This is a genomic window from Brevibacillus nigriterrae (assembly GCF_049846925.1).
In the GTDB taxonomy this organism is placed as follows: domain Bacteria; phylum Bacillota; class Bacilli; order Brevibacillales; family Brevibacillaceae; genus Brevibacillus_H.
Genome location: NZ_JBNCMT010000009.1, coordinates 149101 through 165699 on the forward strand (window position 1 = coordinate 149101; position 16599 = coordinate 165699).

The window sequence follows — 16599 nt, forward strand, 5'->3', positions numbered from 1 at the left end:
CTGAGAATAAGCTTTTCTTCCCTTACTTCACAAATGGAATCATCTGATCATTTTTGATCTCATACAGCTTGCCGCCTGATTTAACGACGATCCGCTTCGCTTCGATTTGACTTGTATCATACGGAGAATGATAATCCGATTTGATATCCCGGTAGACAAAATACTCGAGAGGTCCTACTGTATTGATCTTTCTTCCATCCTTTGTGTACAGATCAAATGTTTTGTTTCGCTCAATAATTGCAATGACATAATCGGATGAAAAAAAATAATCCGGATAAAACTCAGTGTACGCTTGTTGATTCAACTTTTGTCTATCCTTGTTGGAGAGGTACAGTTTGTTATTTTCAGTGAAGTAATACAAATCGTCATACTGTGTATACTCCCGGTACACATTGGTGAGATATACGTTCAATGTATTAAACTGCAGTTCTTCCTTGGAGTAAACCCTGACCGTTTTCGTTTTATAAATATCATGGTAATAATACGTGACTTTTCCTGCGTCCTTCACACCGAATCTGGCGGAAGTCGAGCGACCTAAACCATCCACTTTCAATGGAGAGACAAGGGCTGCTTCTTTGTTTGTCTTCACAAGTTGCTTGCCGTCTCTGTCGACGATCCAATAATCCTGGCCGTTCCGAACCTTATAATGATATTCATAGTTATCGTACAAGCTTTGGAGAAGTTCATCATATAACATGTAGCGAGAATAAGGGAATGGAACAAATAGCAGTTGCTTGCTGCTGTTGATAAACGGCCCTTCGCTGCTCTGAGCGAGGGGTTGGTATTCAAAAGGCAGGACAACCTGACCCGTTGCAATGTCGATCGCACCGTATTTGCCAGCTGAATTGGTACCGAAAAAACGGGAATCAGTTGCATTGACCATCATCCCACGATCGGGAAATAAGTCATAAGGGGTTGTGCTTCCGTCTACAAATAATTTTCCCTGCTTGTTTTTATCTCTAAAAGAGACAACGAGTCGTTCTTTTCCTTCATCCGCAAAAATGGTCGTATCTTCCACGGTGCCCGGGATCGAGATCATTTTTTTCTGAACGGTATCATAGTACAATCGATTGGTGCCGTTTGAGAATTCAAGGTATCGTTTCCCTGATTTTGTACCATCGTGGTCATTGTATGCCTTCACGAGTCGGGTAGATGCAGGAATGAACGGCAATTGCAATGACTCTGCCAATGAAGCAAAATCGGTCGTCTTTTTAACGGAATACGTCTTTACTGCGTAGTTGTAAAAAGTGAAAACTTCATATTCATTCATGTTTCCTGGCTGGAAAACCAGATTGGAATTGGGCAAGGAAAACATGGTTTTGTTTGTATATAATTGCAGAAGCGTGACTTTCTTTTTTTCATAATCGTTGATGACAATATAAGGATGATAGCTATTCATGGTCATGCCTCTGACGATCTCGATGTTGCCGTTTCCTGTCTCTGTAACTTTATAGGGACCGTTTTGTTTCGGTTTGAAAAACAGCTGCTTTGCCTTCCCTTTTTGGGCGATAATATAAAATTGATTATCTGGTTCCCAACCGACGACGATTTTGTCGTAGACAAGAGGCAGCCACGGTTTCTTTTTGTAGAGAGCGCCGTATTTGTTTTGCTGCTTAATGACAGTGAAGTCGCCATCTGTAGAAATGACCTGATAACTTGGTTTTTTTACAGCTGCATATGAAACATCTACAGAGGGAGCGATAAAGAAAGAGGCTATAAAAAGAGCAATAAAACCGCCAAACAGGAATCTTTTCATTGTGTAAACCTCCACGAGTCTGATATATCCATCAAGACGCAAGATTTCCTGAAAATGTTACAAGATGATTGAAACTTTCCCCAATCCTCGTACATTTGTTACAATAGAGACGGTCTTTCAAGAAAATGGAATAAGTGAGCGGATGGTAGCGTGAAAAAAATGGATCAGCAAGTATTGCAAGCTTTTTTACAAGAAGTGAAATTACACAGTCCATCGGATGATGATCCCGTGGTTGTTACTCATACACCCCGGCCCTGGGAGCTGGTGGGGACAGGGAACTATGCAGGTGTGTTCGGTCATCCGGATTATCCTGAGCACGTAGTGAAGCTGTACGCACCGAGTCGTCCAGGTGTCGAAAAGGAAATTGAAGTGTATAAAAAACTGGGGACAACCCGTTATTTTCCTGTCTGCTATCAATATGGGGAGAATTACCTTGTCTTGAAGCGGATTCGTGGTATTTCCTTGTTTGACTGTGTCAGATACGGCATTCCAATACCACCGCAAGTGATTGAGGATGTGGAAGAAGCCCTCCGTGTGGCGAGAGCCAAGGGGTTGTTTCCGCATGACGTTCATGGGAAAAACGTCTTGATGTATCAGGGGAGAGGCTATCTGATCGACGTATCTGACTATTACAAGGATGAGTACGATAAGAAGTGGCACGATTTGCGTAAAGCCTACTACAAAGTTTACCAGCCGTTTATTAAAGAACGCGGGTGGAAGGTACCGCTCTGGATGTTGGATTCGGTTCGGAGAGGGTATCGACTGTTCCGCAAAATGAAGCGATTGTTTGATTGAGAAACAGCTCATGTGGTACAATTTCGTGTGTCGTACATAGAGGAGGATTCCCCATTGCTCTACTACATTATTGCATTAGTAGCCGTTATCATTGATCAACTTACCAAATATCTGGTTGTCACCAAAATGGAGCTGGGACAATCGATACCATTGATTACTGATGTGTTTCATCTTACATCCCATCGCAATATGGGAGCTGCATTTGGAATCTTACAAAATCAACGGGTTTTGTTTATAGTCATCACAATCGCAGTAATTGTTGGAATCATTGTTTCTTTGAAGCGAATTGGAACAAGCCAACCCCGAGTGTCATTGGCATTGTCGTTGGTTCTGGGGGGAGCAGTAGGGAATTTCATTGATCGGGTGAGCACAGGCAAAGTCGTTGATTTCCTTGACTTCACCTTGATTAATTTTCCGATCTTTAACGTAGCAGACGCAGCGATTACTGTAGGTGTCGGCCTGTTGATTCTCGATTTGCTATTGGAGTCTCGTCGCAAGGCAGAATAGCTCCATGCAGGATTTACAGCTAGTGAGTATGTATGATATACACCTATTACGACCACAATCACAGTAGGATAATTAACGACTAGGAGTAAACCATGAACGATATCGATGTATTTGAACGATACGACTGGACAGTAGAGCCAGGAGATAAAGGCGAACGAATTGATAAATTTATCACGGTACAAAATGAGGAATGGTCTCGTTCACAGGTTCAGGCCTGGGTGAAAGAGGGACGGATCACAGTCAACGGTGAGCCAAGCAAGAACAACTACAAAGTAGCAGTGGATGACGAGATCACCCTGCGTATCCCTCCGTTGAAGGAAATGAATATTCAACCCGAGCCGATGGACCTTGAGATCGTCTTCGAAGACGAAGACGTGGTGGTCGTTAACAAACAGCGAGGATTGGTTGTTCATCCAGCGCCAGGACACTATGGCGGTACATTAGTAAACGGTCTTTTGGCGCACTGCAAGGATTTGTCAGGCATTAACGGTGTGATGCGACCAGGCATTGTGCACCGGATTGACAAGGACACGTCCGGTTTATTAATGGTAGCCAAGAACGACAAGGCACATGTCGGATTGGCCGAACAACTGAAAAATCATACGGTTAACCGGAAGTACGTAGCGATTGTTCACGGTGTCATTCCACATGAGATGGGCACGATTGACGCACCGATTGGACGTGACCCGAAAAACCGCCAGCAGATGGCTGTGGTATTTGAAAACAGCAAACCAGCCATAACCCACTTCCTTGTTCTGGAGCGTTTCAAAGAATATACGCTTGTTGAACTGAAGCTGGAGACAGGACGGACACATCAGATCCGTGTCCACATGAAGTATATCGGGTACCCGCTTGCTTCCGATCCGAAATATGGACCAAAAGATACCCTGGAAATGGATGGACAGGCCCTTCATGCCAAAACACTGGGCTTTGATCATCCACGAACAGGGGAACATCTGGAGTTCGAAGCACCGCTGCCGCAAGATATGCAAAATATGATCGCTTATTTACGTCAACAATAGATTGACAGCCATGATTCGACATGGCATAATGCTTATAGCAAATGCGAAACCTTTAAATCCAGTCCAGAGAGGCTGGCAAGGACATCGGATCTATATGAACGGGTAGGGGATGCGTATATCCTCTCATACCTCACGATCTCATGCTTCTTGTCAGTGGACAAGAAGCTTTTATTTTTTCAGTGGTCGGCAAAGGAGGTTGTACGGTGACTGATAAAAGTATCATTATGGACGAAGCTGCAATACGCCGTGCCCTGACTCGGATCGCACACGAGATCATTGAACGAAACAAGGGTGTTGAGGATTGCATCATCGTGGGAATCAAAACACGCGGTGTGTTTCTCGCAGAAAAGATCGTGCAGCGAATCGAGCAGATCGAAAACGCGCGGGTACAAGTAGGCGAGCTGGATATCACCTTCTACCGTGACGATCTCACGCACAAGGCCGAAGATGCTGTGTTCCAGGGGGCAAAGCTTCCAGGAGAGATTACCGGCAAGACGATCATTTTGGTCGACGATGTGCTGTTCACGGGTAGAACGGTTCGAGCGGCACTTGATGCGATCATCGATCAGGGACGTCCCAAAATGATTCAGTTAGCCGTTTTGGTCGACCGGGGTCATCGTGAACTGCCGATCCGCCCTGATTATGTGGGAAAAAATGTACCGACGTCACGCAGTGAAATCGTCGCTGTCCAATTACAGGAAGTAGACGGACATGATTGCGTCACGATCCATAAAGAAGAAACTGAATAGTCCTCTTTAAAACTAATCCTGTGAGATTGGGAAGGGGAGTGCAACTCAGCGGACGTATGTCTTGTTTTGCCTGCGTGCAAACACATACCCGGCCCTGAGCCTGCCTCTTTGTCCACTCACAAAGAGGTTTTTTAATGCCCAAAAATGCCTCGCTCCACATAAAAAGAGAATCAGTTGAAGCGGGAGAGAGAAATAGTAGTGAAATAGAAGAAAGCAGGGGAAAAAGAATGAACAACAAAAACTTCATCGACGTTTATGAATTTCCAGGAATCACGAAATGGATACCACTAAGCATTCAGCACTTGTTCGCCATGTTCGGTGCTACTGTGCTTGTACCGATTCTGACAGGATTGGAGCCATCTGCAGCGCTTCTCTCCAGCGGGATTGGAACCTTGCTTTTCTTGCTTATCACTAAAGGGAAAATTCCTAACTATCTCGGTTCATCCTTCGCCTTTATCGGACCAATCATCACCGTATCAGCGAACTACGGAATGGGAACTGCGCTGCTCGGTTGTATGCTTTCCGGTCTTGTCTATATCTTGGTAGCGTTCATCATCAGCCGCAGCGGAGTGAACTGGCTGAATAAAGTACTGCCTCCAGTCGTAATCGCATCAGTCATTGTCGTAATCGGTTTGAGCTTGGCTGGTGTAGCGGTTGACATGGCTACAAAGGCAACTGTAGAAGGAAAATCTGTCATCTCTCTCACTTCCATTGAAATCTCGCTTGTCACCATGATCGTAACGGTAATTGCAGCAGTAGTACTACGTGGATTCTTCTCGATCATTCCGATCTTGATTGGTATTGTGACAGGTTATCTCTACACACTGGTTCGTCACCCTGACTTGATTGACTTAGGGAAAGTATCAGCAGCATCTTGGATTTCCGCACCTGCACTGAAATTTAATGAAGTTTCCGCAGCAATGGCCGATCCTAGTGCCTGGTTGCCAGCATTGATTATCGCACCAGTAGCATTCGTTACACTGGCAGAACACTTGGGTCACTTGCTTGTAACCGGTAAAGTAATGGATCGTGACTTGATGAAAGATCCTGGCTTACACCGCAGTGTGCTTGGGGACGGGGTTGCAACTTCACTCGGAGCAATCCTGGGTGGTCCTCCTGCAACGACGTATGGTGAAAACATCGGGGTTCTGGCCATCACTCGTGTGTATAGCTGCTTTGTCATCGGTCTTGCCGCAGTATTCGCAATTATCTTCTCCTTCGTAGGTAAAGTAAGTGCACTTCTGATGACAATCCCGACAGCCGTTCTTGGCGGCGTGTCCATCATCCTGTTCGGAATCATCGCTGCTCAAGGTTTACGTATGTACGTAGAAAACAAAGTGGATTTCTCCAACAAGCGCAACATGATTATCGCTGCTGCCATTCTGGTAACTGGTATCGGCGGCTACAAAATCAGCTTCGAGGGCGCAACCTTCTGGCAATCCTTCTTGACGAACCTGACAATCGACAATATCGCATTCTCCACATTCCTCGGAATCATCTTGCACGCTGTTCTTCCTGGCAAAGAGTCCGCAATGGGAGAGGCAAATAAAGAAAGTCAAATTGCGTAACGACCAATCGCTATCCTTTAAATCGGCACAGAGAGGCTGGTAAGGAGTGCAGGCCATTTCACGCTGTACTTATAAACTTCGCATGAATGCTGAAGCTTCTTACCTGCCGCCTCCTGGGGCATCATTTGGTAAGAAGCTTTTTTTTCGGAAGTTGGGGCCCTCGCCAGACGTCAGCTATCGCTTCAGTCGGGTGGGTATTTTGAAACGGGACGGTGGGTACAGTGAGTAAAAACGTTCATCTAACAGGAATCAAAAATATGACCCAATCACAATTGGAATCATTATTGGAGAGAGCAGCTTTCTGGGCTTCCAATCCGAAAGCTCAGTCACAAGCATTATCGGGACGCTTTGTCGCCAACCTGTTCTTCGAGCCGAGCACGCGCACTCGCTTCTCCTTTGAAGTAGCGGAGAAACGCCTGGGTGCACACGTACTGAACTTTAGTGCAGAGAGTTCATCCACAACGAAAGGTGAATCCATGTATGACACCTTGATGACACTGCAGTCAATGGGCGTCGAAGCCGCAGTCATCCGCACCAGTGAAAACAACCTCCTGGAGCAGCTCTCCAGACAGGTGGGGCTCTCGATTATCAATGCAGGTGATGGAACGAACGAACACCCTACCCAATGCTTGCTTGACCTGCTTACGATGAAACAACGCTTCGGTTCAATCGCCGGACTGAAAGTAGCGATTGTGGGTGATATTCGCCACAGCCGAGTAGCAGGTTCTCACCTACACGCCCTACCTAAGTTGGGAGCACAACTGGTTTTTGCTGGACCACCATCCATGATGCTTCAGCCAAGTGAACTGCCTGCAGGTGTTCGAATCGAGTCATTGGATGAAGCAGTACGCACAGCCGATGTCGTGATGATGCTGCGTGTCCAACTGGAGCGTCACCAAGAGAACATCTTTTCTTCAAAGGAAGAGTATCATCAGGCATTTGGACTCACACTGGAAAGAGAACGTGCGATGAAACCAAGTGCAGTCATCATGCACCCTGCCCCCGTAAACAGAGGGGTTGAGATTCATACCGATTTGGTTGAGTGCGAACGATCGCTTATCTTCAAACAGGTAGCCAATGGAGTCGCAGCACGCATGGCCGTACTAGAAAATGTATTGAACGGAGGTAATGCAGTATGGGGATCATCCTTAGAAACGGTAAACTCTTAGATCAAACAGGAAAACTCGTCACTCGAGATATACTCATAGACAAACATCGGATTGAACAAATCGCTGAAAAGCTGGAAATTGATGAAACCAATCATCAAGTCGTTGACATTACTGACAAATTTGTCTCGGCTGGATTCATCGATATGCATGTACACTTGAGAGAACCAGGGTTCGAAGGAAAAGAAACCATTGAAACAGGCGCAATGGCAGCGGTGAAAGGCGGCTTTACGACCGTTGCCTGCATGCCGAATACACGCCCAGTCATTGATAGTGTAGAAACCGTGCACTACATACTCGACAAGGCCAATCAGGCTCATCTTGCCAGAGTCCTTCCGTATGGAGCAATCACGGTTCGGGAATTGGGTCAGGAGCTGACAGACTTTGCTGCGTTAAAAGAAGCGGGCATTGTAGCCGTAACAGACGATGGTGTAGGCGTACAGTCGAGCCAAATGATGAAAGAAGCCATGCAAAAAGCAAAAGAACTGAATCTCTCCGTAGTTGCTCACTGTGAGGATGATTCACTGATTCCTGCAGGCAGCGCCCTTCACGATGGGGTAACAGCCAAGCGTCACGGATTGCCAGGGATTCCGTCCGAGTCAGAATCGATCCATGTTGGCCGAGACATTTTGCTGGCAGAACAGACGGGTGTTCACTACCATGTCTGCCACATCAGCGCCAAAGAATCGGTTCGACTGGTTCGTGATGGAAAGCGAGCGGGAGTGAACGTAACGGCTGAAGTGACACCTCATCACCTGCTCCTGTGCGATGAGGATATCCCTGAGAACCTTGACACGAGTTGGAAAATGAATCCTCCACTGCGTTCCAAGGAAGACCGGGCAGCACTAATTGCCGGATTGAAAGACGGAACGATTGACATTATTGCAACTGATCATGCACCGCATACAGAAGAAGAAAAGGCTAAGGGCTTAGATCGTGCACCATTCGGGATTGTCGGTCTGGAAACAGCGTTTCCCCTGTTGTACACCCACTTGGTTTTAACCGAAGAGCTTACCCTTGCCCAATTGATAGAGAAGCTGACCGTAAAGCCTGCAGAAATTTTTGACTTGCCTTACGGAAAATTAGCAGCAGGCGAATATGCGGATCTCGTGGTGATCGACCTCGAAGAGGAGAAACCAATCGATCCTGCCACTTTTGCAAGCAAAGGAAAAAACACTCCTTTCACTGGTTGGGGCTGCAAAGGATGGCCAATCCTTACCATCGTGGATGGAAGAATCGTATATCACGAAGCGTAAAAAACTGGAGGAGGAGACAACATGCGAGCAAGATTGATTCTAGAAGACGGAACAGAATGCATCGGCACTTCATTTGGAGCGGCAACAGAATCATTAGGTGAAGTGGTTTTCAATACAGGACTTACAGGATATCAGGAAGTGCTTTCCGATCCATCCTACTGCGGCCAAATCGTAACGATGACCTATCCTTTGATTGGCAATTACGGAGTGAATCGTGACGATTTCGAAGCAGTCCGACCGTTCATCCACGGCTTTGTTGTGCGTGAACACTGCGACAAACCGAGCAACTGGCGCAATACCCAGACACTGGATCAACTGCTCAAAGCATACGAAATTCCGGGGATTGCCGGAGTAGACACTCGCATGTTAACGAGAAAAATCCGTCACTTCGGTACGTTGCGTGGCCTAATTACAACGAGCAACACGCCGACAGAAGAGTTAGTCGCTTCCCTGCAAGCATCTTCACTGATGCGAGATCAGGTTGACCGGGTATCAACCAAAAGCGTGTTCAGTTGCCCTGGCTCTGGTCACCGAGTGGTTCTGGTTGATTTCGGCTCCAAGCACGGTATTCTGCGAGAGTTGACCAAAAAAGGCTGTGACGTGGTAGTCGTGCCTTACAATGTAACGGCTGCTGAAATCCGTCGTATCCAACCAGACGGTATCCTGCTCTCCAACGGACCAGGTGACCCAAAAGACGTACCGCAAGCGATCCAAATGATCAAGGACATCTTGGGAGAATACCCACTGTTCGGTATCTGTCTGGGACATCAGCTCTTTGCCCTCGCATCGGGAGCAGACACCGAAAAGCTCAAGTTCGGCCATCGTGGCGGAAATCATCCAGTAAAAGAATTGCACACGAATCGCACCTATATCACCTCCCAAAACCATGGTTACGCCGTGACAGAAGATTCTGTAGCAGGCACCAATTTGGAAGTCACGCATATCGCCTTGAATGACGGTACGATTGAAGGGTTGCGAGATCAAGCAAAACAGGCTTTTTCCGTACAGTATCACCCAGAAGCAGCACCAGGCCCATACGATTCAAGTTACCTGTTTGATCAGTTCATCCAAATGATTGAACAAGCCAAGGAGGAGAAACAGTATGCCAAAACTAGATAATCTCAAAAAAATTCTCGTAATTGGTTCAGGACCGATCGTAATCGGGCAAGCGGCTGAGTTTGACTACGCAGGAACACAGGCATGCCAGGCATTGAAAGAAGAAGGAATGGAAGTTGTGCTCATCAACTCCAATCCGGCAACCATCATGACCGATACCAACATGGCAGACAAAGTATACATCGAACCAATCACCCCGGAATTCGTCGCACAGGTGATCCGTCAGGAAAAACCAGATGGATTGCTTCCTACACTCGGTGGGCAAACAGGTTTGAATATGGCAGTTGCGCTTGCAGAAGCAGGTGTGTTGGAACAGGAAAATGTAAAGCTGTTGGGAACGAAACTTTCCTCGATCAAGCAAGCCGAAGACCGCGATCTGTTTCGTGACCTGATGAACCAACTCGGTGAACCAGTACCTGAATCAGTGATCGTAACAACGGTGGAAGAGGCAGTTGACTTCGCTAACCAAATTGGCTATCCAATCATCGTTCGTCCAGCCTATACATTAGGCGGAACGGGTGGCGGAATCTGTGATGATGAAGAAAGCTTGCGTGAAATTGTTGCAAGTGGTCTGAAATACTCGCCGATCACTCAATGTCTGATTGAAAAAAGCATTGCTGGTATGAAAGAAGTAGAATATGAAGTCATGCGTGATGCCAACGATAACTGCATCGTCGTATGTAACATGGAAAACATCGATCCGGTTGGCGTCCACACAGGAGACAGTATCGTTGTGGCACCAAGCCAGACATTATCCGATAGAGAATACCAAATGCTCCGCTCGTCGGCGCTTAACATCATCCGTGCCTTAGGGATTGAGGGTGGCTGCAACGTACAATATGCGCTTGACCCACACAGCTTCCAATACTATGTAATCGAAGTAAATCCACGTGTAAGCCGTTCTTCTGCACTTGCATCCAAGGCGACCGGTTATCCGATTGCAAAAATGGCTGCCAAGATTGCGATTGGCTACACACTCGATGAGCTGAAAAACCCGGTAACTGGTCAAACTTTCGCTTGCTTCGAGCCAACACTTGATTATGTGGTCAGCAAAATTCCACGTTGGCCATTCGATAAATTTGAATCAGCAAACCGCAGGCTCGGTACGCAAATGAAGGCAACTGGTGAAGTCATGGCCATTGGACGCACGTTCGAGGAATCGATCTTGAAAGCAGTGCGCTCGCTAGAAATCGGCACATACCACCTGGAATCAAAAGAAGCAGCCCAATTGCCAAGTGATGTCTTGCCTGAGCGGTTGAAAATAGCCGATGATGAGCGTCTATTCACCATCGCAGAAGCAATGCGTCGCGGGATGAGCGTAGAGAGCATTCATGCCCTGACACAGATTGACTACTTCTTCCTCGACAAATTGGAAAACATCGTACAGTTCGAAAATGTGTTGAGTGAATTTGGCCCAACAGACGAAAATGTGTACACAGCCAAGCGAATGGGCTTTACCGACCGCAAAATTGCTGAATTGACAGGGCGCAAAGAAGAAGAGATTCGCAGTATGCGAGAGCGCAACAACCTTGCTCCGGTCTACAAAATGGTTGATACGTGCGCGGCTGAGTTCGAAGCGCAAACGCCATACTATTACTCAACTTATGAGCAGGAAGATGAGCGTATTGAGACGGGCAAGAAACGGATTATCGTGTTAGGCTCTGGTCCAATCCGTATTGGTCAAGGGATCGAATTCGACTATGCAACCGTTCATGCAGTATGGGCGATCAAAGAGGCTGGATACGAAGCGGTTATCATCAACAACAATCCGGAGACAGTCTCTACCGACTTCAACACATCGGATCGACTCTATTTCGAGCCGCTCTACATTGAAGATGTGATGAACATAATCGATAAGGAAAAGCCAGAGGGCGTCATCGTTCAATTCGGTGGACAGACAGCGATTAATCTGGCAGACAAATTGGCTGCACGTGGCGTCAAAATTCTCGGAACAAGCTTGGAGAACATTGATGCAGCGGAGAATCGGGAGAAATTCGAAGCACTGATTCGCAAGCTCGATCTGGCACAACCGCCAGGAAAAACAGTTACATCAGTGGCTGAAGCGGTAGGAGCGGCTGACAGTCTTGGGTTCCCGGTGCTGGTTCGCCCATCCTACGTCTTGGGTGGTCGAGCAATGGAGATCGTGTACAACCAGGAAGAATTGCTTTCTTATATGGAGCAAGCGGTAAAAGTCAATCCAGAGCATCCTGTACTGATTGACCGTTACATGTTAGGGGTAGAGGCAGAAGTAGATGCGATTTGCGATGGTGAAAATGTCTTGATCCCAGGGATCATGGAGCATATCGAGCGGGCCGGAGTACACTCAGGGGACTCCATCGCTGTCTATCCGCCACAATCACTATCTGATGAAATCAAAGATGAACTGATCGAGATGACCACCAAGCTAGCCCGAGCACTGCAAATCAAGGGGCTTCTCAATATCCAGTTCGTTATTTACAAAAATCGTCCGTATGTCATCGAGGTGAACCCGCGCTCTTCTCGTACGGTTCCATTCCTCTCCAAGGTGACAGGTATCCCGATGGCCAATATTGCTACAAAAGCCATACTGGGACACAGCATTGTCGATCAAGGATTCGAGACGGGGCTGCACCCGGAAGAAGAGATGGTATCGGTGAAGGTTCCAGTCTTCTCCTTCGCCAAATTACGTCGTGTAGACATCACTCTCGGTCCAGAAATGAAATCCACGGGTGAAGTCATGGGACGTGAGCGTACACTTGCCAAAGCGTTGTACAAAGGCTTGGTTGCTGCAGGAATGAACATTCCGACACACGGCTCGATTCTCGTCACTGTAGCGGACAAGGACAAGGAAGAGGCACTGGATATTGTACGCAGATTCTATGCTATCGGATTTAAGGTTGTGGCGACACAAGGAACAGCATCCTACCTTGAAAAAGAAGGACTGCCTGTTCGTACCGTCCAAAAGCTTGCCGAAGGAACGCCGAACCTCTTGGATGAAATTCGTACAGGAAAAGTAAACATCGTCCTTAACACACTCACGAAAGGCAAGACACCTGCGAGAGACGGTTTCCGAATTCGCCGGGAAGCGGTGGAAAACGGAGCGGTATGTCTGACCTCTCTTGACACTGCCAAAGCACTGTTACACGTTCTGGAGACTATCACGTTCTCTACCGAAGCCATGCCTGAGCAACGCTTTGGTCAGGTCATGGTGAGCGCCTACTAAAACCGATCGGAGGGTAGAGACGATGAATGTTCAAAACCGCATTATTCTCGCACTGGACTTTGCGAATAAACAGGAAGTAGACCGTTGCCTGGATGACTTAGCAGGGCACGTACAATATGTAAAAGTGGGCATGGAGCTGTTTTATGCCGAAGGCCCCAAAGTGGTTGAAGCACTGAAAGAAAAAGGCTTCCAGGTCTTTGTCGATCTCAAAGTGCATGACATTCCGAATACAGCAAAAGGGGCCATGCGGAGTTTGGCTCAGGTCGGGGCTGATATGGTGAATGTGCATGTCGCAGGTGGAATCAAGATGATGGAAGCAGCAAAAGAAGGTCTAGAGCAAGGGGCACGGTCTGGTGCTCCTCGCCCTCTCCTGATCGGGGTAACGATGCTGACAAGTACCAGCGAGCAGATGATGAATGACCAGATTAGAATACCGGGAGTTTTGCAGGAAACCGTGCTCTCTTATGCGTCATTGGCGAAAAAAGCCGGATTGGATGGGATCGTCTCATCCCCAATAGAAGTTCCCGTTGTCAAACAGGTGATCGGAGAAGAGTTCATCACGGTTACACCGGGGATACGGCCAAAAGGCTCTGTTTCGGATGACCAGACACGGATTACTACCCCTGAGCAAGCATTTGCTTTGGGAAGTGACTACATCGTGATTGGTAGAGCCATTACTGCACATCCAGAACCACAAACAGCTTGGCAGCAAATGATCGAGGCAATCCATTGCCATCAAAAGTAAAGACGGATTTGTAGATGAAGGGGGAGCAAAACGTGACCATTACAGAGAATTCACAGGCAGCAAAGCAAGTCGCCGCAAAGCTTTTGGAAATCGAAGCAGTACACCTTAGACCAGATCAGCCTTTCACATGGACGTCCGGGATCAAGTCTCCTATTTATTGTGATAACCGCATCACCATGTCCTATCCGCAAGTTCGCAGTCTCATTGCCGATCAGTTCGTGCGAGTGATCAAAGAGCAATTTGCAGATGCAGAGGTGATTGCAGGTACCGCAACAGCAGGAATCCCTCATGCAGCATGGGTAGCAGAACGAATGAACCTGCCGATGATTTATGTGAGAGACAAGGCAAAAGGGCATGGCCGTCAAAATCAGATCGAAGGCAAGCTGTTGCAAGGGCAAAAGGTTGTGGTGATCGAGGATTTGATCTCGACTGGAGGCAGCTCTTTGAAAGCCGCACAAGCCGTTCAGGCAGAAGGCGGAGAGGTATTGGGAGTAGTTGCCATCTTCTCCTATCAGTTCCCAGATGCCGAACAACTCTTTATTGATGCGGGCATTCCATTTACAACCATTTCTAACTACAGCGCTCTGTTACAAGCTTCAACCGAAGCAGGAATAATTACAGCAGAACAGGAGAGGCTGCTCACCTCCTGGCGTCAATCTCCACGAACTTTTTATCAAGAGTAGATAATAAAAAGCTCCCTTTCCATGACAGGAAGGGGAGCTTTGACTTTATGTTCGTTAAAACCGCTTGAATTTCAACTTTTGACGATAGGTGATAAACATCGCTACTCGCCAAGGAACAATCATACCGAAAGCGAGAACGAAGAATAATCCTGCTGTCTGTAACGGAGTAAAAACATCACCAACATATATTTTAACGAGCAATCGAATGGCAAACAGCGTGAGCAGGATGCCAACGAAAGCCTTTGATCGGCGCAAGTAAATCTCGTTGTTCACGATTTCGAACTTCGAGGTCAGAATCAGTGGAATGGAGAATAAGGTACCCATACAAAATGCAACGAGGTCATACGAAATCGATGTGACTACCTCAGGAAAGTGAAACATCGCAAAGCCTGTTGACATGAATAAGGGGGGAGCGATGATTTTCATGGCTGATACCGGTTTTTTGGTTGCTCGCAAACGGACGATGATCACTGTTACAAACATAAATATCCCGGCAATCGTCCCCAACACAGAAGGTGAAAATAACTCCAACATGCTTTCTACTCCTTTCCCCTTGCATACAAACGAACTTGTCTCTCTGAAACGTAACGATATCATTATACATGATTCGACGTGAGAAAATGTGAAATAAATCGCATACAGCATGATTTACCGTTGTATTTTTCAGAAGGGAGCGATTGAGACGAGCCTATTAGGCGCTAAGAGAAGCAGTTGACTCCTGGTATTGTCGCACATCAATCGATTTTTTTCTGACGTAAAAGTAAGAGACAATCCCCGTGATTAACGTTATGAATCCAAGCACTGTCATATACCAGGTAGCTCCGATTAAGTCCAAACAAGCACCTGTCATCAAGAGGGCAATCTGGAACAGCACCCGATCCATCATCCCCTTAAAGGAAAAGAAACGGCCTTGGGCATCTGGTGCCAATCTTTTTTGGAAGATGGTAGTGATCATAGGAAAGAAAAAGCCGACTGTAAAGCCAAATAAGCCAAAGGAAGACAAGACAATCAGTTTGCTTTCTGCATATGACATACCGTACAGGCTTACTGCAAATACCAGTACGAGCAAAGTTGATGAAGTTACCAGATTTCGCCCGCCAATCCAACGCTTAGCAAGTAATCCGGCGATCAGAATACTTGATCCCTCTACCGCATAAATCCACCCCATCAGCCCCGGATCTTGCTGGATTTGGCTGAACTTCATAATTAACAGGTTGATTCCACCAAGGAAAAGTGTAATGACACCCATGTTCGCCATGCTGACTAAAACGCTTGGCTCCTGGCGAATGATGGAGAAAACCTCCATAAAACGAATCTTGGGCCGTTCCTTGGTTCCTTGTTGGTGGGCGGACGGAATGTTAGTCGCTAACGAAATACACGCCAAAATGGCATAAGAGATCAGAGTAAGGCTATACAAGGTTGTCAAACTCATCATAGTTAGCAAAACGCCACCCACTGCAGTACCGCCGATTCGGGCAAGTGTGGAGATATTTAAGTATATTCCGTTCGCTTTCAGAAGTTCATCCGGCCGTACCACCGCAGGAATGGAAGCTTGCAAGGCAGGGAAGTAAAAGCCGGCAGCCGTTTGTACAAAAATCATCGAGACAACCATCCAGGCAATCGAATCGTAAGCAATAGCGGGAAACATGCAAATCGGGCTAATGCAGCGAAAAAGGCTAGCCAAAAAGATGACATGTTTCTTGTCGGTGCGATCAATGATTACTCCCGCTTTCGGGGCGAGTAAGACACTGACGAACAGTCCACTCATCAAGATCAAGCTTTTGAAAAAGTCAGAGGGGACCAGTTCTTGCATGAATTGTAAATTAGCAATTAAACCAATCCAGGCTCCTGCGCCTGAAATGATTTCTCCTATCATCAAGAGGATAAAAGTCTTGTTCCGTATAATAAGGATCTCCCCCTTTATGTAATTGAGTGATAATTTTGAAACGTTAAAATAATTTTTAGTGATAACTTCTAGTATACCGTTTTACATGCAAAACGTCTCGATGTTTTTCTCGTTATCATTCAGTCTGG

The 16599-nt window shown here is 46.8% G+C and carries 14 protein-coding genes; 11 read left to right on the forward strand and 3 right to left on the reverse strand.

Annotated features, from left to right (window positions below; translation table 11 throughout):
• Window positions 1-22: 22 nt before the first annotated feature.
• The gene (locus ACPW7N_RS09270) at window positions 23-1756 is read right to left on the reverse strand and encodes a hypothetical protein (RefSeq protein ID WP_425650777.1); all 1734 of its coding nucleotides are present in this window, start codon (window positions 1754-1756) and stop codon (window positions 23-25) included.
• Window positions 1757-1915: 159 nt separating this feature from the next.
• Here ACPW7N_RS09270 and ACPW7N_RS09275 point away from each other — a divergent pair, with 159 nt between their 5' ends.
• The 11 genes from ACPW7N_RS09275 to pyrE all read left to right on the forward strand — a co-directional run bounded on the left by ACPW7N_RS09275 (window position 1916) and on the right by pyrE (window position 14565).
• Complete coding sequence (locus tag ACPW7N_RS09275) at window positions 1916-2551, forward strand: serine/threonine protein kinase (RefSeq protein ID WP_425650790.1); 636 nt, start codon at window positions 1916-1918, stop codon at window positions 2549-2551.
• Window positions 2552-2605: 54 nt separating this feature from the next.
• Window positions 2606-3058, forward strand: a complete 453-nt coding sequence (gene lspA, locus ACPW7N_RS09280) for a signal peptidase II (protein WP_425650778.1) — start codon at window positions 2606-2608, stop codon at window positions 3056-3058.
• 92 nt (window positions 3059-3150) lie between these two features.
• The gene (locus ACPW7N_RS09285; protein WP_425650779.1) at window positions 3151-4080 is read left to right on the forward strand and encodes an RluA family pseudouridine synthase; all 930 of its coding nucleotides are present in this window, start codon (window positions 3151-3153) and stop codon (window positions 4078-4080) included.
• 203 nt (window positions 4081-4283) lie between these two features.
• A complete protein-coding gene (pyrR, locus tag ACPW7N_RS09290; protein WP_425650780.1) occupies window positions 4284-4829 on the forward strand; it encodes a bifunctional pyr operon transcriptional regulator/uracil phosphoribosyltransferase PyrR in 546 nt (181 codons plus the stop codon).
• A gap of 227 nt (window positions 4830-5056) precedes the next feature.
• On the forward strand, window positions 5057-6397 hold the full coding sequence (locus tag ACPW7N_RS09295; protein ID WP_425650791.1) for a solute carrier family 23 protein: 1341 nt from the start codon (window positions 5057-5059) through the stop codon (window positions 6395-6397).
• 221 nt (window positions 6398-6618) lie between these two features.
• Window positions 6619-7566, forward strand: a complete 948-nt coding sequence (locus ACPW7N_RS09300; protein ID WP_425650781.1) for an aspartate carbamoyltransferase catalytic subunit — start codon at window positions 6619-6621, stop codon at window positions 7564-7566.
• A complete protein-coding gene (locus tag ACPW7N_RS09305) occupies window positions 7533-8819 on the forward strand; it encodes a dihydroorotase (RefSeq protein ID WP_425650782.1) in 1287 nt (428 codons plus the stop codon). The genes ACPW7N_RS09300 and ACPW7N_RS09305 overlap by 34 nt, the downstream gene beginning before the upstream one ends.
• Window positions 8820-8840: 21 nt before the next feature.
• Window positions 8841-9938 carry a glutamine-hydrolyzing carbamoyl-phosphate synthase small subunit gene (gene carA, locus ACPW7N_RS09310; protein WP_425650783.1) on the forward strand — a complete coding sequence of 366 codons (1098 nt, stop codon included), beginning with the start codon at window positions 8841-8843 and terminating at the stop codon, window positions 9936-9938.
• Entirely contained in the window at window positions 9922-13137 is a 3216-nt protein-coding gene (gene carB, locus ACPW7N_RS09315) for a carbamoyl-phosphate synthase large subunit (RefSeq protein WP_425650784.1), read from the forward strand. Before carA ends, carB begins: the two co-directional genes overlap by 17 nt.
• 22 nt (window positions 13138-13159) lie before the next feature.
• Entirely contained in the window at window positions 13160-13882 is a 723-nt protein-coding gene (gene pyrF, locus ACPW7N_RS09320; protein ID WP_425650785.1) for an orotidine-5'-phosphate decarboxylase, read from the forward strand.
• A gap of 38 nt (window positions 13883-13920) precedes the next feature.
• Window positions 13921-14565 (forward strand): orotate phosphoribosyltransferase, encoded by a 645-nt coding sequence (pyrE, locus tag ACPW7N_RS09325; RefSeq protein ID WP_425650792.1) that lies wholly within the window; start codon window positions 13921-13923, stop codon window positions 14563-14565.
• A gap of 54 nt (window positions 14566-14619) precedes the next feature.
• Here the strand turns inward: pyrE and ACPW7N_RS09330 are convergent, their stop codons facing one another.
• Both ACPW7N_RS09330 and ACPW7N_RS09335 read right to left on the reverse strand, forming a co-directional pair.
• Window positions 14620-15099, reverse strand: a complete 480-nt coding sequence (locus ACPW7N_RS09330) for a CcdC family protein (protein WP_425650786.1) — start codon at window positions 15097-15099, stop codon at window positions 14620-14622.
• 157 nt (window positions 15100-15256) lie between these two features.
• A complete protein-coding gene (locus ACPW7N_RS09335; RefSeq protein ID WP_425650793.1) occupies window positions 15257-16534 on the reverse strand; it encodes an MFS transporter in 1278 nt (425 codons plus the stop codon).
• Between the last annotated feature and the right edge of the window lie 65 nt (window positions 16535-16599).